This is a genomic window from Cedecea sp. Ae19-4 (assembly GCF_059801165.1).
In genome coordinates this window covers 533,058-553,975 of the sequence record NZ_JBCHWG010000002.1, presented here as the reverse complement: position 1 = coordinate 553,975, position 20,918 = coordinate 533,058, and the positions used below count along the sequence as shown (strand labels likewise).

The following is a 20,918-nucleotide window of genomic DNA, read 5'->3' as shown; positions in this document are numbered from 1 at the left end:
CAGTTTTCATGCAACAGAATTAAGACTACTTGATGATTTTTTAAAATCAAAAACAATTTCCATTTTTGATTTTAAATTGATTTATCATATTGATATTTATGAGATTAAAGTTTAATCAAGGCGGGAAGTGATTTTCAGAATAGAAAAAAGGCGCCGAAGGCGCCTGGAATGGGAAGCTGAAACGCTTAATCGAGCGTCGGGTTCATGTGGCGAAGGTCGAATGGCGTAATCTGGTAGACGTAGTAGTTCAGCCAGTTAGTGAACAGCAGATTGCCATGGCTGCGCCAGGTCGCGTGAGGTTTCTTCGCCGGATCGTCTCCTGGGAAGTAGTTATACGGCACCTCTGGCTGAAGCCCCGCATCGACATCGCGGAAGTACTCGCCGGACAGCGTCAGCGCATCATATTCCGGGTGACCGGTTACGAACGCGATGCGCTTATCCCTGCTGCCAAACAGGTAGGCATCGCCCTGTTCTGTTTCGGCAAAGATCTCCAGATCGGTGTAATCCCGGATCAGCTGCGCAGGGAAGTCGGCATAACGAGAATGAGGCGCCAGGAATGAATCATCAAAGCCGCGCGTCAGTAAAGCATGAGGCTGAGTAACATTGTGCTCGTAGACGCCAGAAAGTTTTTCATCTCGAGTTTGTTTTGGAATACCGTATAAAATATTCAGCGCGGCCTGGACGGCCCAGCAGACAAACAGCGTCGAGGTAACATGATCTTTGGCCCATTCCAGCACCTGCTGGATCTGCGGCCAGTAAGCCACATCATTAAATTCAACCAGTCCAAGCGGAGCGCCGGTGACGATCAATCCGTCATAGTTGTCGTGTTTAATGTCATCAAAATTACAGTAAAAGTTATTGAGGTGCTCGCCAGGCGTATGGCGAGATTCACGGCTGTCGATACGCAGCAGCTGGATATCCACCTGCAGTGGAGAGTTGGAGAGCAGCCGCAGGAACTGGTTTTCCGTCTCAATTTTCTTCGGCATCAGATTCAGGATCAGTACCTTTAACGGACGTATTTCCTGATTGCTGGCGCGCGATGTCGTCATCACAAAGACGTTTTCTTCACGCAGGAAATTGACGGCTGGTAGCTCGTCCTGCACCCGAATCGGCATAACCTTATATCCTCAAAGCATACGTTTAAACGTTTAGACATCCAGACACCTGACGATACCGAGTTTATGATTCAATGTCGAGTCAGAAGCGAAAAGGTGAAAATGTTTCATTTAAGAGTGATAGCCAAGAGCAGATGCTTACGCTGGATTGAAGACAGGAACTCAGTGAATAACTCTGTCGTAGAAAGATAAAAATATGAAGGGTACAAAAAGCAAAAAACCCCGGCCTTTCGGTCGGGGTTAATGCTGATTTGATGCCTGGCAGTTCCCTACAATACGCGTATCATCCTGATACTCGCCCCTCCGGGGCCGATGCACGCGGCGTTCAAACGTGTTCCCGACACGTTTGTCGCATGCCCATGCTCGTGCAGGGAATGGCCTGATACCACATAAACAAAAAACCCCAGCCATCAGGCTGGGGTTTTCTGTTTTATTTGATGCCTGGCAGTTCCCTACTCTCGCATGGGGAGACCCCACACTACCATCGGCGCTACGGCGTTTCACTTCTGAGTTCGGCATGGGGTCAGGTGGGACCACCGCGCTACGGCCGCCAGGCAAATTCTGTTATTGACCGTTATATTTCCATATAACCATCAATCTAATCCTGAACTAAGCTGAAAATCTTTCGTCTCTCAAAACACCTTCGGTGTTGTAAGGTTAAGCCTCACGGATCATTAGTACTGGTTAGCTCAACGTATCACTACGCTTACACACCCAGCCTATCAACGTCGTCGTCTTCAACGTTCCTTCAGGACCCTTAAAGGGTCAGGGAGAACTCATCTCGGGGCAAGTTTCGCGCTTAGATGCTTTCAGCGCTTATCTTTTCCGCATTTAGCTACCGGGCAATGCCATTGGCATGACAACCCGAACACCAGTGATGCGTCCACTCCGGTCCTCTCGTACTAGGAGCAGCCCCCCTCAATTCTCCAGCGCCCACGGCAGATAGGGACCGAACTGTCTCACGACGTTCTAAACCCAGCTCGCGTACCACTTTAAATGGCGAACAGCCATACCCTTGGGACCTACTTCAGCCCCAGGATGTGATGAGCCGACATCGAGGTGCCAAACACCGCCGTCGATATGAACTCTTGGGCGGTATCAGCCTGTTATCCCCGGAGTACCTTTTATCCGTTGAGCGATGGCCCTTCCATTCAGAACCACCGGATCACTAAGACCTGCTTTCGCACCTGCTCGAGCCGTCACTCTCGCAGTCAAGCTAGCTTATGCCTTTGCACTAACCTCACGATGTCCGACCGTGATTAGCTAACCTTCGTGCTCCTCCGTTACGCTTTAGGAGGAGACCGCCCCAGTCAAACTACCCACCAGACACTGTCCGCAACCCGGATCACGGGTCTACGTTAGAACATCAAACATTAAAGGGTGGTATTTCAAGGTTGGCTCCACGCAGACTGGCGTCCACGCTTCAAAGCCTCCCACCTATCCTACACATCAAGGCTCAATGTTCAGTGTCAAGCTATAGTAAAGGTTCACGGGGTCTTTCCGTCTTGCCGCGGGTACACTGCATCTTCACAGCGATTTCAATTTCACTGAGTCTCGGGTGGAGACAGCCTGGCCATCATTACGCCATTCGTGCAGGTCGGAACTTACCCGACAAGGAATTTCGCTACCTTAGGACCGTTATAGTTACGGCCGCCGTTTACCGGGGCTTCGATCAAGAGCTTCTCCTTGCGGATAACCCCATCAATTAACCTTCCGGCACCGGGCAGGCGTCACACCGTATACGTCCACTTTCGTGTTTGCACAGTGCTGTGTTTTTAATAAACAGTTGCAGCCAGCTGGTATCTTCGACTGCCTTCAGCTCCACCCGCGAGGGGTTTCACTTACCGACAGCGTGCCTTCTCCCGAAGTTACGGCACCATTTTGCCTAGTTCCTTCACCCGAGTTCTCTCAAGCGCCTTGGTATTCTCTACCTGACCACCTGTGTCGGTTTGGGGTACGATTCAATGTTACCTGATGCTTAGAGGCTTTTCCTGGAAGCAGGGCATTTGTTACTTCAGCACCGTAGTGCCTCGTCATCACACCTCAGCGTTAATAAGCGTCCGGATTTACCTAAACGCTCCGCCTACATGCTTAAACCGGGACAACCGTCGCCCGGCTAACATAGCCTTCTCCGTCCCCCCTTCGCAGTAACACCGAGTACAGGAATATTAACCTGTTTCCCATCGACTACGCCTTTCGGCCTCGCCTTAGGGGTCGACTCACCCTGCCCCGATTAACGTTGGACAGGAACCCTTGGTCTTCCGGCGAGCGGGCTTTTCACCCGCTTTATCGTTACTTATGTCAGCATTCGCACTTCTGATACCTCCAGCAAACCTCACAGTTCACCTTCGACGGCTTACAGAACGCTCCCCTACCCAACAACACATAGTGTCGCTGCCGCAGCTTCGGTGCATGGTTTAGCCCCGTTACATCTTCCGCGCAGGCCGACTCGACCAGTGAGCTATTACGCTTTCTTTAAATGATGGCTGCTTCTAAGCCAACATCCTGGCTGTCTGTGCCTTCCCACATCGTTTCCCACTTAACCATGACTTTGGGACCTTAGCTGGCGGTCTGGGTTGTTTCCCTCTTCACGACGGACGTTAGCACCCGCCGTGTGTCTCCCGTGATAACATTCTTCGGTATTCGTAGTTTGCATCGGGTTGGTAAGCCGGGATGGCCCCCTAGCCGAAACAGTGCTCTACCCCCGAAGATGAGTTCACGAGGCGCTACCTAAATAGCTTTCGGGGAGAACCAGCTATCTCCCGGTTTGATTGGCCTTTCACCCCCAGCCACAAGTCATCCGCTAATTTTTCAACATTAGTCGGTTCGGTCCTCCAGTTAGTGTTACCCAACCTTCAACCTGCCCATGGCTAGATCACCGGGTTTCGGGTCTATACCCTGCAACTTAACGCCCAGTTAAGACTCGGTTTCCCTGCGGCTCCCCTATACGGTTAACCTTGCTACAGAATATAAGTCGCTGACCCATTATACAAAAGGTACGCAGTCACCCCATAAATGAGGCTCCCACTGCTTGTACGTACACGGTTTCAGGTTCTTTTTCACTCCCCTCGCCGGGGTTCTTTTCGCCTTTCCCTCACGGTACTGGTTCACTATCGGTCAGTCAGGAGTATTTAGCCTTGGAGGATGGTCCCCCCATATTCAGACAGGATACCACGTGTCCCGCCCTACTCTTCGAACTCACAGTATGTGCATTTTAGTGTACGGGAGTATCACCCTGTACCCTGCGACTTTCCAGACGCTTCCACTAACACACAAACTGATTCAGGTTCTGGGCTGCTCCCCGTTCGCTCGCCGCTACTGGGGGAATCTCGGTTGATTTCTTTTCCTCGGGGTACTTAGATGTTTCAGTTCCCCCGGTTCGCTTCATTACGCTATGTATTCACGCAATGATAGTGTGACGAATCACACTGGGTTTCCCCATTCGGAAATCGCCGGCTATAACGGTTCATATCACCTTACCGACGCTTATCGCAGATTAGCACGTCCTTCATCGCCTCTGACTGCCAGGGCATCCACCGTGTACGCTTAGTCGCTTAACCTCACAACCCGAAGGTGTCTCGTAAGACACAATCGATATTGTGAAAATTTGAGAGACTCGAACATGTCTTAACCTCATTCTTTATTACGGAAGAATAAGACGACATGTCGTTTCAATTTTCAGCTTGTTCCGGATTGTTAAAGAGCAAATATCTCAAACATGACTCTTTCAAGTCAGCTTTGAGATAGTTCGGCACGCAACTTTCACTTACATACCAGCAAGTGGCGTCCCCTAGGGGATTCGAACCCCTGTTACCGCCGTGAAAGGGCGGTGTCCTGGGCCTCTAGACGAAGGGGACACTGAAGTCTCAATCGCAAGACGCCTTGCTTCTCTACATCTATCAGACAATCTGTGTGAGCACTACGCGGGTTGTATCTTTTAGGTAAGGAGGTGATCCAACCGCAGGTTCCCCTACGGTTACCTTGTTACGACTTCACCCCAGTCATGAATCACAAAGTGGTAAGCGCCCTCCCGAAGGTTAAGCTACCTACTTCTTTTGCAACCCACTCCCATGGTGTGACGGGCGGTGTGTACAAGGCCCGGGAACGTATTCACCGTAGCATTCTGATCTACGATTACTAGCGATTCCGACTTCATGGAGTCGAGTTGCAGACTCCAATCCGGACTACGACGCACTTTATGAGGTCCGCTTGCTCTCGCGAGGTCGCTTCTCTTTGTATGCGCCATTGTAGCACGTGTGTAGCCCTACTCGTAAGGGCCATGATGACTTGACGTCATCCCCACCTTCCTCCAGTTTATCACTGGCAGTCTCCTTTGAGTTCCCGGCCGAACCGCTGGCAACAAAGGATAAGGGTTGCGCTCGTTGCGGGACTTAACCCAACATTTCACAACACGAGCTGACGACAGCCATGCAGCACCTGTCTCAGAGTTCCCGAAGGCACCAATCCATCTCTGGAAAGTTCTCTGGATGTCAAGAGTAGGTAAGGTTCTTCGCGTTGCATCGAATTAAACCACATGCTCCACCGCTTGTGCGGGCCCCCGTCAATTCATTTGAGTTTTAACCTTGCGGCCGTACTCCCCAGGCGGTCGACTTAACGCGTTAGCTCCGGAAGCCACGCCTCAAGGGCACAACCTCCAAGTCGACATCGTTTACGGCGTGGACTACCAGGGTATCTAATCCTGTTTGCTCCCCACGCTTTCGCACCTGAGCGTCAGTCTTTGTCCAGGGGGCCGCCTTCGCCACCGGTATTCCTCCAGATCTCTACGCATTTCACCGCTACACCTGGAATTCTACCCCCCTCTACAAGACTCAAGCTTGCCAGTTTCGAATGCAGTTCCCAGGTTGAGCCCGGGGATTTCACATCCGACTTAACAAACCGCCTGCGTGCGCTTTACGCCCAGTAATTCCGATTAACGCTTGCACCCTCCGTATTACCGCGGCTGCTGGCACGGAGTTAGCCGGTGCTTCTTCTGCGAGTAACGTCAATCACCAAGGTTATTAACCTTAATGCCTTCCTCCTCGCTGAAAGTACTTTACAACCCGAAGGCCTTCTTCATACACGCGGCATGGCTGCATCAGGCTTGCGCCCATTGTGCAATATTCCCCACTGCTGCCTCCCGTAGGAGTCTGGACCGTGTCTCAGTTCCAGTGTGGCTGGTCATCCTCTCAGACCAGCTAGGGATCGTCGCCTAGGTGAGCCATTACCCCACCTACTAGCTAATCCCATCTGGGTTCATCTGATGGCAAGAGGCCCGAAGGTCCCCCTCTTTGGTCTTGCGACGTTATGCGGTATTAGCTACCGTTTCCAGTAGTTATCCCCCTCCATCAGGCAGATCCCCAGACATTACTCACCCGTCCGCCGCTCGTCACCCAGGAGCAAGCTCCCTGTGCTACCGCTCGACTTGCATGTGTTAGGCCTGCCGCCAGCGTTCAATCTGAGCCATGATCAAACTCTTCAATTTAAAAGTGTTTGATGCTCAAAGAATTAAAACTGTTTATAAAATCAGTAGTCACTCTTCAAGACTTGATATTTGTTTGCATCCGGAGATGCTGAGATACCAATCCTGCGAGTGCCCACACAGATTGTCTGATAAATTGTTAAAGAGCAGTGAGTCAGTCGCTTTCGCTTGCTAACTCGAGGTGGCGTATAATACGCTTTCCTCTTTCAGAGTCAATCCTTAATTTCAGGATTTTTCACTCTCATCGCCGCCGTTACTCTGTGATGTTGTTCACATGTTCCGTGTCGATGGAGGCGCATTATAGGGAGTTCTCCCGGCGCTGCAACACTAAAATGACAGAAAAATGACTGACTGCTGCATTCCACAGCAAAACCCCGCCTTATACCCTTTTGCACACAGACTTATCCACAATCCGGATTTGAACTTAAAATTCGCGAGCGCGACGCAAACGTTTTCGCTACAATGCACCGCGATAAAATGGACACCCCCGATGGGGGCGTTAGCTGAGTTTTCGTCTCTTCTTTTCCTTAATTTCCCTTTTCTGCGCCGCCAGAACTAAGGTGAAGACTAAAATTCAGCTAACGCTCTTCTATATGCGAACCAAAGCCAAGGGATAAAACCATGTCACAACGTCGTCCTGTACGCCGCGCACTGCTCAGTGTTTCTGACAAAGCCGGTATCGTCGAATTCGCTCAGGCCCTCTCCCAACGTGGAGTGGAGCTGCTGTCCACCGGCGGAACCGCCCGCCTGCTGGCAGAAGCAAACCTGCCGGTAACCGAAGTCTCCGACTACACCGGTTTCCCGGAGATGATGGACGGACGCGTCAAAACGCTGCACCCGAAAGTTCACGGCGGCATTCTGGGCCGTCGCGGTCAGGACGATGCCATCATGGCGGAGCACGCCATCTCTCCTATTGATATGGTCGTCGTTAACCTTTATCCATTTGCCCAGACCGTTGCCCGCGAAGGCTGCTCTTTAGAAGATGCGGTTGAGAACATCGACATTGGCGGGCCAACCATGGTTCGCTCCGCAGCCAAGAACCATAAAGATGTGGCGATCGTAGTAAAGAGCAGCGACTACCAGGCGATCGTTGCCGAGCTGGACGCCAACGAAGGATCCCTGACGCTGGAAACCCGTTTCGATCTGGCGATCAAAGCTTTCGAACACACTGCGGCCTACGACAGTATGATCGCTAACTACTTCGGTAGCCTGGTCCCGGCCTATCACGGCGAAAGCAAAGATCCTGCCGGGCGGTTCCCACGCACGCTGAACCTGAACTTCATTAAGAAGCAGGATATGCGTTATGGCGAAAACAGCCACCAGCAGGCCGCCTTCTATATAGAAGAAGAAATCAAAGAAGCATCCGTGGCAACCGCGGCCCAGGTTCAGGGCAAAGCGCTCTCCTATAACAACATCGCGGATACCGATGCGGCGCTGGAATGCGTGAAAGAGTTCGACGAACCAGCCTGCGTTATCGTTAAACACGCCAACCCTTGCGGCGTGGCCGTCAGCGGTTCCGTACTCGAAGCCTACAATCTGGCTTATAAAACCGATCCAACCTCTGCCTTCGGCGGCATCATCGCTTTCAACCGTGAGCTGGATGCAGAAACCGCACAGGCCATTATTTCTCGCCAGTTCGTCGAGGTCATTATCGCCCCTTCCGCCAGCGAAGAAGCGCTGAAGATCACCGCGGCCAAACAGAACGTTCGCGTCCTGGTTTGCGGCCAGTGGCAGAAACGCACGGCTGGCCTCGATTTCAAACGCGTCAATGGCGGCCTACTGGTTCAGGATCGTGATTTGGGTATGGTGACAGCAGGCGATCTGCGCGTAGTCACTAAACGTCAGCCGACCGAGCAAGAACTGCATGACGCGCTGTTCTGCTGGAAAGTGGCGAAGTTCGTTAAATCCAACGCCATCGTTTATGCCCGTGACAATATGACCATCGGCATAGGCGCAGGCCAGATGAGCCGCGTCTATTCCGCAAAAATTGCCGGTATCAAAGCCAGCGATGAAGGCCTGGAAGTAAAAGGTTCTGCTATGGCATCTGATGCTTTCTTCCCATTCCGCGATGGGATTGATGCCGCCGCCGAAGCTGGCGTGAGCTGTGTGATCCAGCCGGGCGGTTCCATTCGTGATGATGAAGTCATTGCCGCCGCCGACCAGCATGGGATCGCAATGATCTTCACCGATATGCGCCACTTCCGCCATTAATTACCGGAGCGTTTATAGATGAAAGTTTTAGTTATTGGTAACGGCGGGCGCGAGCACGCGCTGGCCTGGAAAGCGGCTCAGTCCCCTTTAGTACGTACTGTATTTGTTGCACCAGGTAACGCAGGTACCGCGCTGGAGCCAGCGCTGCAGAACGTTGCTATCAGCGCGACAGATATTCCAGCTTTGCTTAGCTTTGCGCAGAACGAAAACATCGACTTAACCATCGTCGGTCCGGAAGCGCCGCTGGTGATTGGCGTGGTGGATGCCTTCCGCGCCGCTGGCCTGAAAATCTTCGGGCCTACCGAAGGGGCTGCACAGCTGGAAGGCTCGAAGGCTTTTACCAAAGACTTCCTGGCTCGCCACAATATCCCGACGGCGGAATACCAGAACTTTACCGAAGTTGAGCCTGCGCTGGCTTACCTGCGAGAGAAAGGCGCGCCGATCGTGATCAAGGCCGACGGCCTGGCCGCAGGGAAAGGCGTTATTGTGGCGATGACGCTGGAAGAAGCGGAAGCTGCCGTCAATGACATGCTGGCGGGGAACGCGTTTGGCGATGCAGGTCACCGTATTGTTATTGAAGAGTTCCTCGATGGCGAAGAAGCCAGCTTTATTGTGATGGTAGATGGCGAGCACGTTCTGCCGATGGCCACCAGCCAGGATCATAAACGCGTTGGCGACGGCGATACTGGCCCAAACACCGGCGGCATGGGTGCTTACTCTCCCGCTCCGGTTGTGACTGACGAAGTGCATCAGCGCACCATGGAACGCGTGATTTGGCCAACCGTGCGCGGTATGGCTGCCGAAGGGAATACCTACACGGGCTTCCTGTATGCCGGATTGATGATCGACAAGCAGGGTAATCCGAAGGTGATTGAGTTCAATTGCCGCTTCGGCGATCCAGAAACTCAGCCCATCATGCTGCGTATGCAGTCAGATCTGGTCGAGCTGTGCCTCGCTGCCTGTGATGGCAAGCTGGATGAGAAAGATTCTAAGTGGGACGAACGTCCGGCTCTAGGGATCGTGCTGGCGGCGGGCGGTTATCCGGCCGACTATCGTAACGGCGACGTTATCCATGGTCTGCCACTGGAAGAAGTGGCCGATGGCAAGGTGTTCCACGCCGGGACTAAGCTCAGCGAAGATGACCGTGTGCTCACCAACGGCGGGCGCGTGTTATGCGTGACTGCGTTGGGCGAAACGGTAGCCAAAGCGCAACAGCGCGCGCTGGAGCTGAAAAAAGAGATTCATTGGGAAGGCAGTTTCAGCCGCTCGGATATCGGTTATCGCGCCATTGCGCGTGAAAACGCGAAGTAATCCCGACAGTACACACTAAACCGCCCGCGTGGCGGTTTTTTTATACCTAGAAATCGCCAGGCTTAGGCTGCCAACTGCAGAAGTTCTGGTTCGCCACCAGCAGCAGCTGTGAACCTTCCGGGGCTTCAAGCCAGGCAATACTGACGTCAAGGGAGGAGTTGCTCTGACGGCGCGCTATATGGCTCAGGGAGGCGCTATCAAGCTTTGGCGATAACGTTTCGCCTTCGCAGGTCGTTACCGTGCCGTTCTGGTGCCAGCGCCCCTGGCGCAGCACAACGTGGCCGATGCGCAGCGCTTCGCTAGTCTCACGAATACGATTGGCGTTGAACTGGTACAAAGCCACCTGATCGTTAGAAAGCTGCTGCTTCTGGCTATTCACTTCCCGCTGCATAAAGCTCAAGTCGCCGTGGTCGTCAAAGCGGACTTTGACATGCTCCGGCTGCTTACCCTGAATATTGAGTTCGATAAAGGTCAGTTTGTCGCCCTGCCAGCGGTATTCCCCGGTGGTGGTGGCGCCGTGCTGCCACGGGCTAAACGCGGTAAGGATATGGGTAGATTCATCGGCGTTGTCTTTTCGCCAGATGCGCACCACGCCCTGGTCGGCAACATAGCCGGTAGCGGTAAAAGGAGGGAGTTTGTTACTGCTGCATGCCGTGAGCACCAGAACACCCGCCAGCGCCAGCAGCGGACGCCAGACGGACAAAAGGGGCGTAAACGCCCCTCTGTTAAAACTGTTCACTGACACGCGTTAACTTACTTAACCGCGTCTTTCAGTGCTTTACCAGAAACAAATGCCGGCACGTTAGCAGCAGCAATTTTGATTTCTTTACCGGTCTGCGGGTTGCGGCCAGTGCGCTCAGCACGGTGGTTCACTTTGAAGGTACCGAAACCAACCAGTTGTACAGCATCACCTTCTTTCAGAGACTCAGTAATTGCAGCCAGAGTGGATTCCAGAGCAGCTTTAGCCTGTGCTTTAGACAGGTCAGCCTTGTCAGCAATTACATCAATCAGTTGAGTCTTGTTCATAAGTTATCCTTACAATGTGTTTATCGCTTGCTAAGCATCGAGTGCGACGGAAATGCCTAAAAAGCACTCTCCTGCATACACGCACCGATAGCCACTTTTATTCGCCCCACAAATGTAGACCAGACGGGGGGTTAATTGGAAGCCTCCAGGGAGGACAAATCAGACTGTATGTCACGTTTTACTGTCTTACTGCTGCAAATTTATACCGATATTACTGATGCCGGCCTCACGGAGGTCAGCACGAAGCCCTTTAATGAGCTCAATATCGCGTTCTTCGCAGTCCGCCAGCAGCCGGAAAATCTCCCACTGAATGTCCCATTCTTCTTCTACCGCCGGGTTTGCTCTCAACTCCTCGTCGGTCATTTCACGACCGGCCTGAGTCATTTCCAGCATCGCCACCGAAGTGATTGAACATTTACTGACTTCGATTGCGTGCTCCAGCGTTTCACCCGAGAGACGCGAGTGAATAAGCTCACTCAACGCCACGCACGCGTCAATCGCCGGATAGACACCGTAAATATCATAGTCGTCAGCCGCAGGAATTGCCTCTTCAAGTTTCTCTAACTGACTATCAAAGTTCACTTTGGCGTCTTTCACCGTTTGGGTTTCCCAAACCAGGTCCAGGATCTTGCGATAAAGCTGAGGATCGCCAAAGCCAGTTTGCTGGCAAAACATGGCGTAGTTCGGGTACATACGCTCGCACAAAGAAGCCATAAAAGTGACGTGCTGCCAGCTTTCCAGCTTCTCCAGGCGTAAATGAATAGGGTTCTGTAACATGACGATGTCTCAAAGACGGAAAATTAGCGGCAGTTTACCTGAATCACCTGCCGATTGCTTGCAGGCGCTTAAAAGCCGGGCGCCCGGAAGCAACGGCATCGGCCCAACGGGTTGGCTCCGGCAAACGGTAGCCGGCCATGCAGCGCTCCACCCACTTTAATGCGCCGTCGAGGCTTATGCGGTGCCCGGTAGAAATAAACAAAGGATTACAGCGTTTTTTACTGCGCCAGACCCAGGCCAGCTGCTCGCCTTTGTCCATCAACGGCGCACGAGCGTCGGGCTCGTCCCCCAGCGGTTCAAACTTCCCGCACAGCCGCTTTTTCGCCACGCCAATCGTCGGCACATCCACCAGCAGCCCAAAATGGCTGGCAACCCCTAAACGACGGGGATGCGAGATGCCGTGTCCGTCCACAAACACCAAATCGGGCTTCTGCGAAAGCATACCCCACGCCTCAAGCAGCGCGGGATATTCGCGGAAGGATAAAAAGCCGGGGATATAAGGCATGGTGGTGGCAATTCTTGCCACCTGATATTCAACCAACTCAAGAGACGGGTAGCTCAACAAAACGATGGCCGCGCGGGTGACGTCTCCGCCTTGTTCAAACCCCACATCGGCCCCGGCGATCAACCGCGGCGGATCCTGGTCAAGACGATCTTCGCGGATCACCTTTGAGGCCAGATCCAGCTGTTGCTCTCGCAGTATGGTGAGATCCATCTCTTGCTACCTTAAGCCTGGTGGTATTGCGCGGACAGGCGATGCACGGCTTCCACAAAGACGCCTGCATGCTCTGGTGGAACGTCCTGGTGAATGCCGTGCCCAAGGTTAAAGACGTGCCCTTCCCCCTGCCCGAAACCAGCCAGAATGGTGGCAACTTCTTCTTCGATACGTGCCGGCTGAGCGTAGAGCATGGAAGGGTCCATGTTGCCCTGCAGCGCGACTTTATGGCCTACGCGACGACGTGCATCTGCAATGTCCGTTGTCCAGTCGAGGCCCAGTGCGTCGCAGCCGGTTGCCGCCATCGCTTCAAGCCACTGCCCGCCGCCTTTGGTGAACAGCGTCACCGGTACACGGCGGCCATCGTTTTCACGCAGCAGGCCATCGACAATTTTGTGCATGTAGTAGAGCGAGAATTCTTTGTAATCGCGCCCGCTCAGCACGCCACCCCAGGTGTCAAAGATCATTACCGACTGCGCGCCCGCACGAATTTGCGCATTCAGGTAGAGCGTCACGCTCTGCGCCAGCTTATCCAGCAGCAGGTGCAGCGCTTTCGGGTCGGCAAACATCATTTTCTTAATCACGGTGAAGGCTTTGCTGCTGCCGCCTTCCACCATATAAGTGGCCAGCGTCCATGGGCTGCCGGAGAAGCCAATCAGCGGTACTTCGCCCTTCAGTTCACGGCGAATGGTGCGCACCGCGTTCATCACGTATGCCAGCTCACCTTCCGGATCGGGAATCGGCAGCTTTTGAACGTCGGCCAGGCTTTGAATCGGGGAGCTAAAGCGCGGGCCTTCCCCCGCTTCAAAGTAAAGCCCAAGCCCCATCGCATCCGGGATGGTCAGAATGTCCGAAAAGAGGATCGCCGCATCCAGCGCGTAACGGCGCAATGGTTGCAGAGTGACTTCGCAGGCCAGCTCGGCGTTTTTGCACAGCGACATAAAGTCACCCGCCTGAGCGCGCGTCGCCTTATATTCAGGTAGATAACGCCCTGCCTGGCGCATCATCCACACAGGGGTGACATCTACCGGCAAGCGCTGCAGGGCGCGCAGGTAACGATCGTTCTTCAGTTCAGTCATGTTTACCTTTCCTTTAGCTGTATCGCCGCAGTCTATCATTCATAGTCCGCGCGACACAGGGCGACGGTATCTTCAATTAAGCGGCGCGCCACGGTACCCGGCGGCGGTAACAGCGGCAGCTGGTCATAGCGATACCAGCCCGCATCCAGCAGCTCTTTCGGGTCAATCTTGATTTCACCGCTGTGATAATCCGCCATAAATGCGGTCATCAGCGACTGCGGGAACGGCCAGGGCTGGGAAGTCACGTAGCGCAGGTTTTTCACCTGAATGCTGCTCTCTTCCATGACTTCGCGAGCCACCGCCTGCTCCAGCGTTTCGCCCACTTCGACAAACCCGGCCAGCACGGTGTAGACGCCGTTGCGGTGGCGCGTGTGCTGAGCCAGCAGGATATGATCGTCCTTACGAATAGCGACAATAATGCAGGGGGCAATTTGCGGGTAATAGCGTTCCCGGCAGTGCCCGCAGAGCATTGCCCATTCGCTTTTGCTGAAGTGCATTTCATGGCCGCAGTAACCGCAATACTTATGCGAGCGATAAAACTCGGCCAGTTGGACGCCGCGCCCGGCCAGCTGGAACAGGCCCACATCGCGATCCAGGAGCTGGCGCAGCGAGCCCATGTCCGAGCGGCGGTTTTCACGAATCAGCCACACGGGCTCACCTTCCCACTCACCGATATCCAGGGCGCGGCTGCCTACGAGTTGAAATTCCTCCGCGCTGCCGTGAGGTAAGTCACCCTGCGGCAACCATATTTTTTGCTCATGGCTGACTATCCACCAACCATGATCTAAGTTTTGAATAACACGTTCCATAACCTGGTGCACATCCCCGTGTTCACTGATATAAACAATTAGTTTTTACTTTTTTGGGTTAGTTTGCGTTCAATCTTTTAACTCACGGAGTCTCAATCATGCTGAACCAGTTAGCCAATCTGACTGAGCGCGTTGGTGGTAGTAATGAGTTAGTCGACCATTGGCTGCAGGCCCGTAAGCACCTGTTGGTCGCCTATTACAACATGGTCGGGATCAAGCCTAACAAGGAATCGCACACCGCGCTCGACGAAAAAGCGTTAGACAATTTTTGCCACGGCCTGGTGGATTACCTCTCTTCCGGTCATTTCAGTATCTACGAGCGAATCATCAGCAACCTGGAAGGCAGTAGCCCGCTGCTAAGCGCAGCTCAGCTCTACCCTCAACTGGAAGCCAACACCCAGCAAATCATGGACCTCTACGATTCCCATCTGGAAAACGCCATCGACCGCGACAGCTGGGTCGAGTTTCAGCAGGCGCTGTCGGAGATTGGCGAGTGCCTGGAGTCCCGCTTCACCCTTGAAGATAAACTAGTCCTCCTGGCTATTGATAACAACCTCGACGGCAGCGCCAGCGATCCTGCCGGGCTGGCAAGTCCAGCTTGAGTTGTTAGCTATTAACGAGTAATTTACAACTTTCCCACCGCAAGGTGGGATCATTCTTGTCGGAGTGCCGAGTGCGTTATGCACCGGCTGAGACCGTTAATTCGGGATCCGCGGAACCTGATCAGGTTAGAACCTGCGAAGGGAACAAGAGTAATTCTGTCTTTGGGTACACCCGTTCTCGGGCGGCCCATATCCATTACTCCTTCCGTTGTCCTGACAAGCCATATCCTGACTAAACCTGGAATGAGCTATGTCTGCATCTGAAAAAAAACCTGGCCGCCGCGAACAGCGCGCCGCCGCCCAACACTTCATCAACACGCTTGAAGGCACCGCCTTCCCCAACTCCCGACGCATCTATCTGATCGGGTCACGTGAAGATATCCGCATCCCGATGCGCGAAATCCAACTCAGCCCAACGCTCACCGGCGGGAGCAAAGATGCCCCGCAATATCAGCCGAACGAGGCGGTTCCCGTCTACGATACCTCCGGCCCCTATGGCGATCCCGACATCGCCATAAACGTGTTAAACGGGCTAAATCCCCTACGCAGCGCCTGGATCGACGACCGCGGCGACAGCGAAACGCTGGGTGACCGCAGCTCCGCTTACACAAAAGCGCGTCTTGCCGACGACGGCCTGGACGAGTTGCGCTTTGAAACTCAGTCCAAACCTCGCCGGGCAATAGCCGGGCAATGCGTCACCCAGTTGCATTACGCCCGCAAAGGCCTTGTCACCCCGGAGATGGAATTCATCGCCATTCGCGAAAATATGGGGCGCGAGCGTATTCGTGATGCCGTCCTGCGCCACCAGCATCCCGGCGAAGGGTTTGGGGCCCGCCTGCCGGAAAACATCACGCCGGAGTTCGTCCGCGATGAAGTCGCCTTCGGGCGAGCGATTATTCCCGCCAATATCAACCACCCGGAATCAGAGCCGATGATTATCGGCCGCAATTTCCTGGTGAAGATCAATGCCAATATCGGCAACTCGGCAGTCACGTCTTCTATTGAAGAGGAGGTGGAGAAGCTGGTGTGGGCCACTCGCTGGGGGGCAGACACGGTGATGGACCTCTCCACCGGCCGCTACATTCATGAAACGCGGGAATGGATCCTGCGCAACAGCCCGGTGCCCATCGGCACGGTGCCCATCTACCAGGCGCTGGAGAAGGCGAACGGTATCGCCGAAGACCTGAGCTGGGAGATGTTCCGCGACACGCTGCTGGAGCAGGCAGAGCAAGGCGTGGATTACTTCACCATTCATGCGGGCGTGCTGCTTCGCTACGTCCCGATGACCGCGCAGCGCCTGACCGGGATCGTGTCGCGCGGTGGATCGATTATGGCGAAGTGGTGCCTGTCCCATCATCAGGAAAACTTCCTGTATCAGCACTTCCGTGAAATCTGCGAAATTTGCGCCGCCTATGACGTTTCCCTTTCTCTGGGCGATGGCTTACGCCCGGGTTCCATTCAGGATGCCAACGACGAAGCGCAGTTTGCCGAACTGCATACGCTGGGCGAGCTGACCAAAATTGCCTGGGAGTACGACGTTCAGGTGATGATTGAAGGCCCGGGGCATGTGCCGATGCAGATGATTCGCCGCAACATGACCGAAGAACTGGAGCATTGTCACGAAGCGCCTTTCTATACCCTTGGCCCGCTCACAACCGACATCGCACCAGGCTATGACCACTTCACCTCCGGCATTGGCGCCGCCATGATCGGCTGGTTTGGCTGCGCGATGCTTTGCTACGTCACCCCGAAGGAGCACCTCGGCCTGCCGAACAAAGAGGATGTTAAGCAGGGACTAATTACCTACAAAATTGCCGCTCACGCCGCGGACCTGGCCAAAGGGCATCCCGGCGCACAAATACGCGACAACGCGATGTCCAAAGCACGCTTTGAATTCCGCTGGGAAGACCAATTCAACCTGGCGCTCGACCCCTTCACCGCTCGCGCTTACCACGATGAAACGTTGCCGCAGGAATCCGGCAAAGTCGCGCATTTCTGTTCCATGTGCGGCCCTAAGTTTTGCTCCATGAAAATCACCCAGGAAGTGCGCGATTACGCCGCAAAACAGGCGAGAGATGCTGGCATGGAAGATATGTCCCAGCACTTTCGCGCCCGGGGCGGCGAAATTTATCTCAGACAAGAGGAAGCATAATGTCCAGACTCACTTTCCCTGCCACCTCACGCCAACTGGGCCTTTATCCGGTCGTCGACAGCGTGGAATGGATCGAACGTCTCCTCGGGGCAGGCGTCAAGACCATCCAGCTCCGCATTAAAGACAAACGCGATGCAGACGTTGAAGCCGACGTCATCGCAGCCATTGCGCTGGGCGAACGCTACAACGCTCGCCTGTTCATTAACGATTACTGGCGACTGGCCATCCAACACGGTGCCTACGGCGTACACCTCGGCCAGGAAGATATGGATGTCGCCAACCTGGCGGCGATAAGCGAAGCCGGACTGCGTCTGGGGCTTTCAACCCACGACAACATGGAAATGGATCGCGCCTTAAGTGCAAACCCGTCCTACATCGCGCTGGGCCATGTCTTCCCTACCCAAACCAAGCAGATGCCCTCTTCCCCTCAAGGGCTGAATAAGCTGGCAGAACATATTCAGACGCTGGGTGATTACTCCACCGTCGCCATCGGCGGAATAAGCATCGATCGCGTACCTGCCGTCTTAGCCACCGGCGTGGGCAGCGTCGCCGTCGTCAGCGCCATTACACAGGCTCCCGACTGGCGCATCGCCACGGCGAAGCTACTCGACCTGGCGGGAACTGGCGATGAATGACGCGGATTTTATGCGCTATAGCCGCCAGCTACTGCTGGAAGACGTGGCGATTGAAGGGCAGGAAAAACTGCTGTCCAGCACGGCGCTGGTCGTCGGTCTGGGCGGCTTAGGTTCACCTGCCGCGCTGTATCTCGCCGCCGCTGGCGTAGGCAAGCTTATCGTCGCGGACGATGACAGGGTGCATATCAGCAATCTCCAGCGCCAGATCCTGTTCACCTCAGAAGATATTGAGCGCCCGAAATCTTCGGCGGCCCACCAGCATTTGCAGCGCCTTAACCCAGGCGTAAAAATTGTTTCGCTGACAGAGAGGCTGACGGGGGATTCTTTGACAGAAGCCGTGCACGAAGCCGACGTGGTGCTGGACTGTAGCGACAATATGGCAACCCGCCAGGCGGTTAACGCCGCCTGCGTGGCCGGGAATACGCCGCTTATCACCGCAAGCGCCGTCGGTTTTGGCGGCCAGATGATGGTCCTGACACCGCCCTGGGAGCATGGCTGCTACCGCTGCGTCTGGCCTGACGAGAGTGAACCTGAACGCAACTGCCGCACCTCCGGCGTCATCGGCCCGGTCGTGGGCGTGATGGGCACTCTTCAGGCGCTGGAGGCCATTAAATTACTTACCGGCATGACGCCTGCTGCTGGCGCTTTGCGCCTGTTTGACGCCCGGCAACATAGCTGGCGCACTCTGGCGATGCAAAAATCAGCCACCTGCCCAGTCTGCGGAGGTCGCGATGCGCATTCAGTTTAACGATGAATATCTGGAATGTACGGCCGGCCTGACGCTCGCAGCCCTTTTGGCCCAGCTTGATCAGGGCAAAGTTGGCGCGGCACTGGCCGTTAATCAAACTATCATCCCACGTGAACAGTGGAGCAATTATCTGCTGCGCGAGGGCGATACCATTCTGCTGTTTCAGGCAATTGCCGGGGGCTGACATGTTACAGATTGCCGATAAAACCTTTTCCTCCCGCCTGTTCACCGGCACCGGAAAATTCTCCTCCAGCCAGATGATGATCGACGCGATTCGCGCTTCTGGCTCACAGCTTGTTACCATGGCGATGAAACGCGTGGATTTACGTGGCCATAGTGATGACATTCTTCAGCCACTCCAGCAGGCGGGCGTGCATCTGCTGCCCAATACTTCCGGGGCGAAAACGGCAGAAGAAGCTATTTTTGCAGCCCAGCTTGCCCGCGAAGCGCTGGGAACAAACTGGGTTAAGCTGGAAATTCATCCTGATGCCCGCTATTTACTTCCTGACCCGATTGAAACGCTGAAGGCCGCCGAAACGCTGGTCAAACAAGGATTTGTGGTGCTGCCTTACTGCGGCGCCGACCCCGTGCTCTGCAAACGCCTCGAGGAAGCTGGCTGTGCGGCCGTGATGCCGCTCGGCGCGCCCATCGGCTCAAATCAGGGTCTGCAAACCCGCGCGCTGCTGGAAATCATCATTGAGCAATCCCGCGTGCCGGTTGTTGTCGATGCGGGGATCGGTGCCCCAAGCCATGCAGCCGAAGCGTTGGAAATGGGGGCTTCTGCCCTGCTGGTCAATACCGCCATAGCGGTCGCCCGTGACCCGGTACAAATGGCACAGGCGTTTCGCCTGGCCGTGGAAGCCGGAAGCCTTGCGGCACAGGCCGGGTTAGGATCTCGCCACCAGCAGGCTCAGGCTTCCAGCCCGCTGACCAGTTTCCTTCAGTTTAGCGAGGAGAATGCCTGATGGCAGAAACCTTTACCGACCGCTGGCGTCAGCTGGACTGGGACGATATCTCCCTCAAAATTAACGGTAAAACGGCGGCAGATGTCGAACGCGCGATTAACGCCGCCCGCCTGACGCGAGAAGACTTGATGGCTTTGCTCTCCCCTGCCGCCAGCCGTTACCTGGAGCCTCTTGCTCAGCGGGCGCAGCAGCTTACGCGTCAGCGCTTCGGCAACACGGTCAGTTTTTACGTGCCGCTCTATCTCTCTAACCTGTGCGCCAACGACTGTACTTACTGCGGCTTTTCCATGAGCAACAAACTTAAGCGCAAAACGCTGGATGAAGCGGAGATTGAGCGGGAATGCGCGGCTATCCGTGCCCTGGGGTTCGAACACCTTTTGCTGGTGACCGGCGAGCACCAGACCAAAGTCGGCATGGATTATTTCCGCCAGCATCTGCCGGCTATCCGCAGCCGCTTTAGTTCACTGCACATGGAAGTCCAGCCGCTGGACGAGCATGAGTATGCCGAACTCAAAACCCTCGGACTTGATGGCGTGATGGTGTACCAGGAAACCTATCACCCGGCGACCTACGCCCAGCACCACCTGAAAGGTAACAAGCAGGATTTCTTCTGGCGGCTGGAAACGCCCGACAGGCTGGGCCGCGCGGGTATCGATAAAATCGGCCTTGGCGCGCTGATTGGGCTGTCGGGCAGCTGGCGCACCGACTGTTTTATGGTGGCTGAACATCTGCTCTGGCTACAGCAGCGCTACTGGCAAAGCCGATATTCTGTCTCCTTCCCGCGCCTGCGCCCGTGCACCGGCGGCGTAGAACCAGCCTCAATCATGACTGAGCAACAGTTGGTGCAGACGATCTGTGCGTTCCGCCTGCTTGCGCCGGACGTGGAATTGTCGCTTTCTACCCGAGAATCGCCGTGGTTCCGCGACCACGTGATCCCATTGGCGATTAACAACGTCAGCGCGTTTTCGAAAACACAGCCCGGCGGCTATGCCGATAATCACCCGGAACTTGAGCAGTTTGCCCCACACGATGGCCGAACGCCGCAGGAAGTTGCTGCCGTACTCCGTCAGTCAGGTTTGCAGCCAGTCTGGAAGGACTGGGATCACTTTCTGGGAAGAAACGCGCAATCCTGATGTAACGCACGGCAAGGGGATGGATAAGTTTCGGTGTTTACCGAAAGAACATCGATCGGTCGTTGTCGCTTCTCTGCCGTTCAAATACTGTCCTCCGGTCAGCGCAGATGACTGACCGGAGCGGCAGCAAACGCTTCCTCATGCCGCTCCGCCTTCACAAC

Annotated in this window: 16 protein-coding genes, 1 tRNA gene, 3 rRNA genes and 1 riboswitch; of the genes, 9 read left to right on the top strand and 11 right to left on the bottom strand. The window is 54.8% G+C overall.

Features of this window, described 5'->3' with window-relative positions; translation table 11 throughout:
* Positions 1-185 precede the first annotated feature (185 nt).
* From metA to AAIE02_RS15380, 5 genes are all read right to left on the bottom strand, one after another.
* A complete protein-coding gene (metA, locus tag AAIE02_RS15400) occupies positions 186-1,115 on the bottom strand; it encodes a homoserine O-acetyltransferase MetA (protein WP_008455894.1) in 930 nt (309 codons plus the stop codon).
* Between the two features lie 439 nt (positions 1,116-1,554).
* A 5S ribosomal RNA gene (rrf, locus tag AAIE02_RS15395) occupies positions 1,555-1,670 on the bottom strand.
* A 98-nt stretch (positions 1,671-1,768) separates the two neighbouring features.
* Positions 1,769-4,675 (bottom strand): 23S ribosomal RNA (locus AAIE02_RS15390).
* A gap of 221 nt (positions 4,676-4,896) precedes the next feature.
* A tRNA-Glu gene (locus AAIE02_RS15385) sits at positions 4,897-4,972 on the bottom strand.
* A gap of 85 nt (positions 4,973-5,057) precedes the next feature.
* Positions 5,058-6,597: ribosomal RNA gene (locus AAIE02_RS15380) — 16S ribosomal RNA — on the bottom strand.
* The 16S, 23S and 5S rRNA genes sit together here with 1 tRNA gene alongside, the layout of an rRNA operon.
* A gap of 618 nt (positions 6,598-7,215) precedes the next feature.
* Between AAIE02_RS15380 and purH the strand changes: the two genes are divergently transcribed.
* Both purH and purD read left to right on the top strand, forming a co-directional pair.
* A complete protein-coding gene (gene purH / locus AAIE02_RS15375) occupies positions 7,216-8,805 on the top strand; it encodes a bifunctional phosphoribosylaminoimidazolecarboxamide formyltransferase/IMP cyclohydrolase (RefSeq protein ID WP_498532846.1) in 1,590 nt (529 codons plus the stop codon).
* An 18-nt stretch (positions 8,806-8,823) separates the two neighbouring features.
* Positions 8,824-10,116, top strand: a complete 1,293-nt coding sequence (gene purD, locus AAIE02_RS15370) for a phosphoribosylamine--glycine ligase (RefSeq protein WP_166879778.1) — start codon at positions 8,824-8,826, stop codon at positions 10,114-10,116.
* A gap of 46 nt (positions 10,117-10,162) precedes the next feature.
* Here the strand turns inward: purD and AAIE02_RS15365 are convergent, their stop codons facing one another.
* The 6 genes from AAIE02_RS15365 to nudC all read right to left on the bottom strand — a co-directional run bounded on the left by AAIE02_RS15365 (position 10,163) and on the right by nudC (position 14,522).
* Positions 10,163-10,855 (bottom strand): DUF1481 domain-containing protein, encoded by a 693-nt coding sequence (locus AAIE02_RS15365; protein WP_213717002.1) that lies wholly within the window; start codon positions 10,853-10,855, stop codon positions 10,163-10,165.
* A 14-nt stretch (positions 10,856-10,869) separates the two neighbouring features.
* The gene (gene hupA / locus AAIE02_RS15360) at positions 10,870-11,142 is read right to left on the bottom strand and encodes a nucleoid-associated protein HU-alpha (protein WP_002884342.1); all 273 of its coding nucleotides are present in this window, start codon (positions 11,140-11,142) and stop codon (positions 10,870-10,872) included.
* 186 nt (positions 11,143-11,328) lie between these two features.
* Positions 11,329-11,919 carry a YjaG family protein gene (locus AAIE02_RS15355; RefSeq protein ID WP_008460165.1) on the bottom strand — a complete coding sequence of 197 codons (591 nt, stop codon included), beginning with the start codon at positions 11,917-11,919 and terminating at the stop codon, positions 11,329-11,331.
* Positions 11,920-11,962: 43 nt separating this feature from the next.
* Positions 11,963-12,634 carry a deoxyribonuclease V gene (gene nfi, locus AAIE02_RS15350; protein ID WP_008460164.1) on the bottom strand — a complete coding sequence of 224 codons (672 nt, stop codon included), beginning with the start codon at positions 12,632-12,634 and terminating at the stop codon, positions 11,963-11,965.
* A gap of 11 nt (positions 12,635-12,645) precedes the next feature.
* Positions 12,646-13,713 carry a uroporphyrinogen decarboxylase gene (gene hemE / locus AAIE02_RS15345; RefSeq protein ID WP_498532845.1) on the bottom strand — a complete coding sequence of 356 codons (1,068 nt, stop codon included), beginning with the start codon at positions 13,711-13,713 and terminating at the stop codon, positions 12,646-12,648.
* A gap of 35 nt (positions 13,714-13,748) precedes the next feature.
* Positions 13,749-14,522, bottom strand: coding sequence for an NAD(+) diphosphatase (gene nudC, locus AAIE02_RS15340; protein WP_008460162.1), 774 nt, complete (start codon positions 14,520-14,522; stop codon positions 13,749-13,751).
* Between the two features lie 98 nt (positions 14,523-14,620).
* Between nudC and AAIE02_RS15335 the strand changes: the two genes are divergently transcribed.
* The 7 genes from AAIE02_RS15335 to thiH all read left to right on the top strand — a co-directional run bounded on the left by AAIE02_RS15335 (position 14,621) and on the right by thiH (position 20,757).
* Complete coding sequence (locus AAIE02_RS15335) at positions 14,621-15,124, top strand: Rsd/AlgQ family anti-sigma factor (RefSeq protein WP_008460161.1); 504 nt, start codon at positions 14,621-14,623, stop codon at positions 15,122-15,124.
* A gap of 50 nt (positions 15,125-15,174) precedes the next feature.
* A riboswitch (TPP riboswitch) is annotated at positions 15,175-15,285 on the top strand.
* 89 nt (positions 15,286-15,374) lie between these two features.
* Entirely contained in the window at positions 15,375-17,276 is a 1,902-nt protein-coding gene (thiC, locus tag AAIE02_RS15330; protein ID WP_498532844.1) for a phosphomethylpyrimidine synthase ThiC, read from the top strand.
* Positions 17,276-17,911 carry a thiamine phosphate synthase gene (gene thiE, locus AAIE02_RS15325; protein ID WP_498532843.1) on the top strand — a complete coding sequence of 212 codons (636 nt, stop codon included), beginning with the start codon at positions 17,276-17,278 and terminating at the stop codon, positions 17,909-17,911. The genes thiC and thiE overlap by 1 nt, the downstream gene beginning before the upstream one ends.
* A complete protein-coding gene (locus tag AAIE02_RS15320) occupies positions 17,904-18,659 on the top strand; it encodes a HesA/MoeB/ThiF family protein (RefSeq protein WP_166995979.1) in 756 nt (251 codons plus the stop codon). Before thiE ends, AAIE02_RS15320 begins: the two co-directional genes overlap by 8 nt.
* On the top strand, positions 18,643-18,843 hold the full coding sequence (gene thiS, locus AAIE02_RS15315; protein WP_166879763.1) for a sulfur carrier protein ThiS: 201 nt from the start codon (positions 18,643-18,645) through the stop codon (positions 18,841-18,843). Before AAIE02_RS15320 ends, thiS begins: the two co-directional genes overlap by 17 nt.
* 1 nt (position 18,844) lies before the next feature.
* Positions 18,845-19,624 carry a thiazole synthase gene (gene thiG, locus AAIE02_RS15310; protein ID WP_498532842.1) on the top strand — a complete coding sequence of 260 codons (780 nt, stop codon included), beginning with the start codon at positions 18,845-18,847 and terminating at the stop codon, positions 19,622-19,624.
* On the top strand, positions 19,624-20,757 hold the full coding sequence (gene thiH, locus AAIE02_RS15305) for a 2-iminoacetate synthase ThiH (protein ID WP_498532841.1): 1,134 nt from the start codon (positions 19,624-19,626) through the stop codon (positions 20,755-20,757). The genes thiG and thiH overlap by 1 nt, the downstream gene beginning before the upstream one ends.
* Positions 20,758-20,918 lie beyond the last annotated feature (161 nt).

Bases quoted from the DNA above. Each gene is read 5' to 3' on its own strand.
- metA (WP_008455894.1), bottom strand. From the start codon at position 1,115: ATGCCGATTCGGGTGCAGGACGAGCTACCAGCCGTCAATTTCCTGCGT.
- purH (WP_498532846.1), top strand. From the start codon at position 7,216: ATGTCACAACGTCGTCCTGTACGCCGCGCACTGCTCAGTGTTTCTGAC.
- purD (WP_166879778.1), top strand. From the start codon at position 8,824: ATGAAAGTTTTAGTTATTGGTAACGGCGGGCGCGAGCACGCGCTGGCC.
- hupA (WP_002884342.1), bottom strand. From the start codon at position 11,142: ATGAACAAGACTCAACTGATTGATGTAATTGCTGACAAGGCTGACCTG.
- AAIE02_RS15355 (WP_008460165.1), bottom strand. From the start codon at position 11,919: ATGTTACAGAACCCTATTCATTTACGCCTGGAGAAGCTGGAAAGCTGG.
- nfi (WP_008460164.1), bottom strand. From the start codon at position 12,634: ATGGATCTCACCATACTGCGAGAGCAACAGCTGGATCTGGCCTCAAAG.
- hemE (WP_498532845.1), bottom strand. From the start codon at position 13,713: ATGACTGAACTGAAGAACGATCGTTACCTGCGCGCCCTGCAGCGCTTG.
- nudC (WP_008460162.1), bottom strand. From the start codon at position 14,522: ATGGAACGTGTTATTCAAAACTTAGATCATGGTTGGTGGATAGTCAGC.
- AAIE02_RS15335 (WP_008460161.1), top strand. From the start codon at position 14,621: ATGCTGAACCAGTTAGCCAATCTGACTGAGCGCGTTGGTGGTAGTAAT.
- thiC (WP_498532844.1), top strand. From the start codon at position 15,375: ATGTCTGCATCTGAAAAAAAACCTGGCCGCCGCGAACAGCGCGCCGCC.
- thiE (WP_498532843.1), top strand. From the start codon at position 17,276: ATGTCCAGACTCACTTTCCCTGCCACCTCACGCCAACTGGGCCTTTAT.
- AAIE02_RS15320 (WP_166995979.1), top strand. From the start codon at position 17,904: ATGAATGACGCGGATTTTATGCGCTATAGCCGCCAGCTACTGCTGGAA.
- thiS (WP_166879763.1), top strand. From the start codon at position 18,643: ATGCGCATTCAGTTTAACGATGAATATCTGGAATGTACGGCCGGCCTG.
- thiG (WP_498532842.1), top strand. From the start codon at position 18,845: ATGTTACAGATTGCCGATAAAACCTTTTCCTCCCGCCTGTTCACCGGC.
- thiH (WP_498532841.1), top strand. From the start codon at position 19,624: ATGGCAGAAACCTTTACCGACCGCTGGCGTCAGCTGGACTGGGACGAT.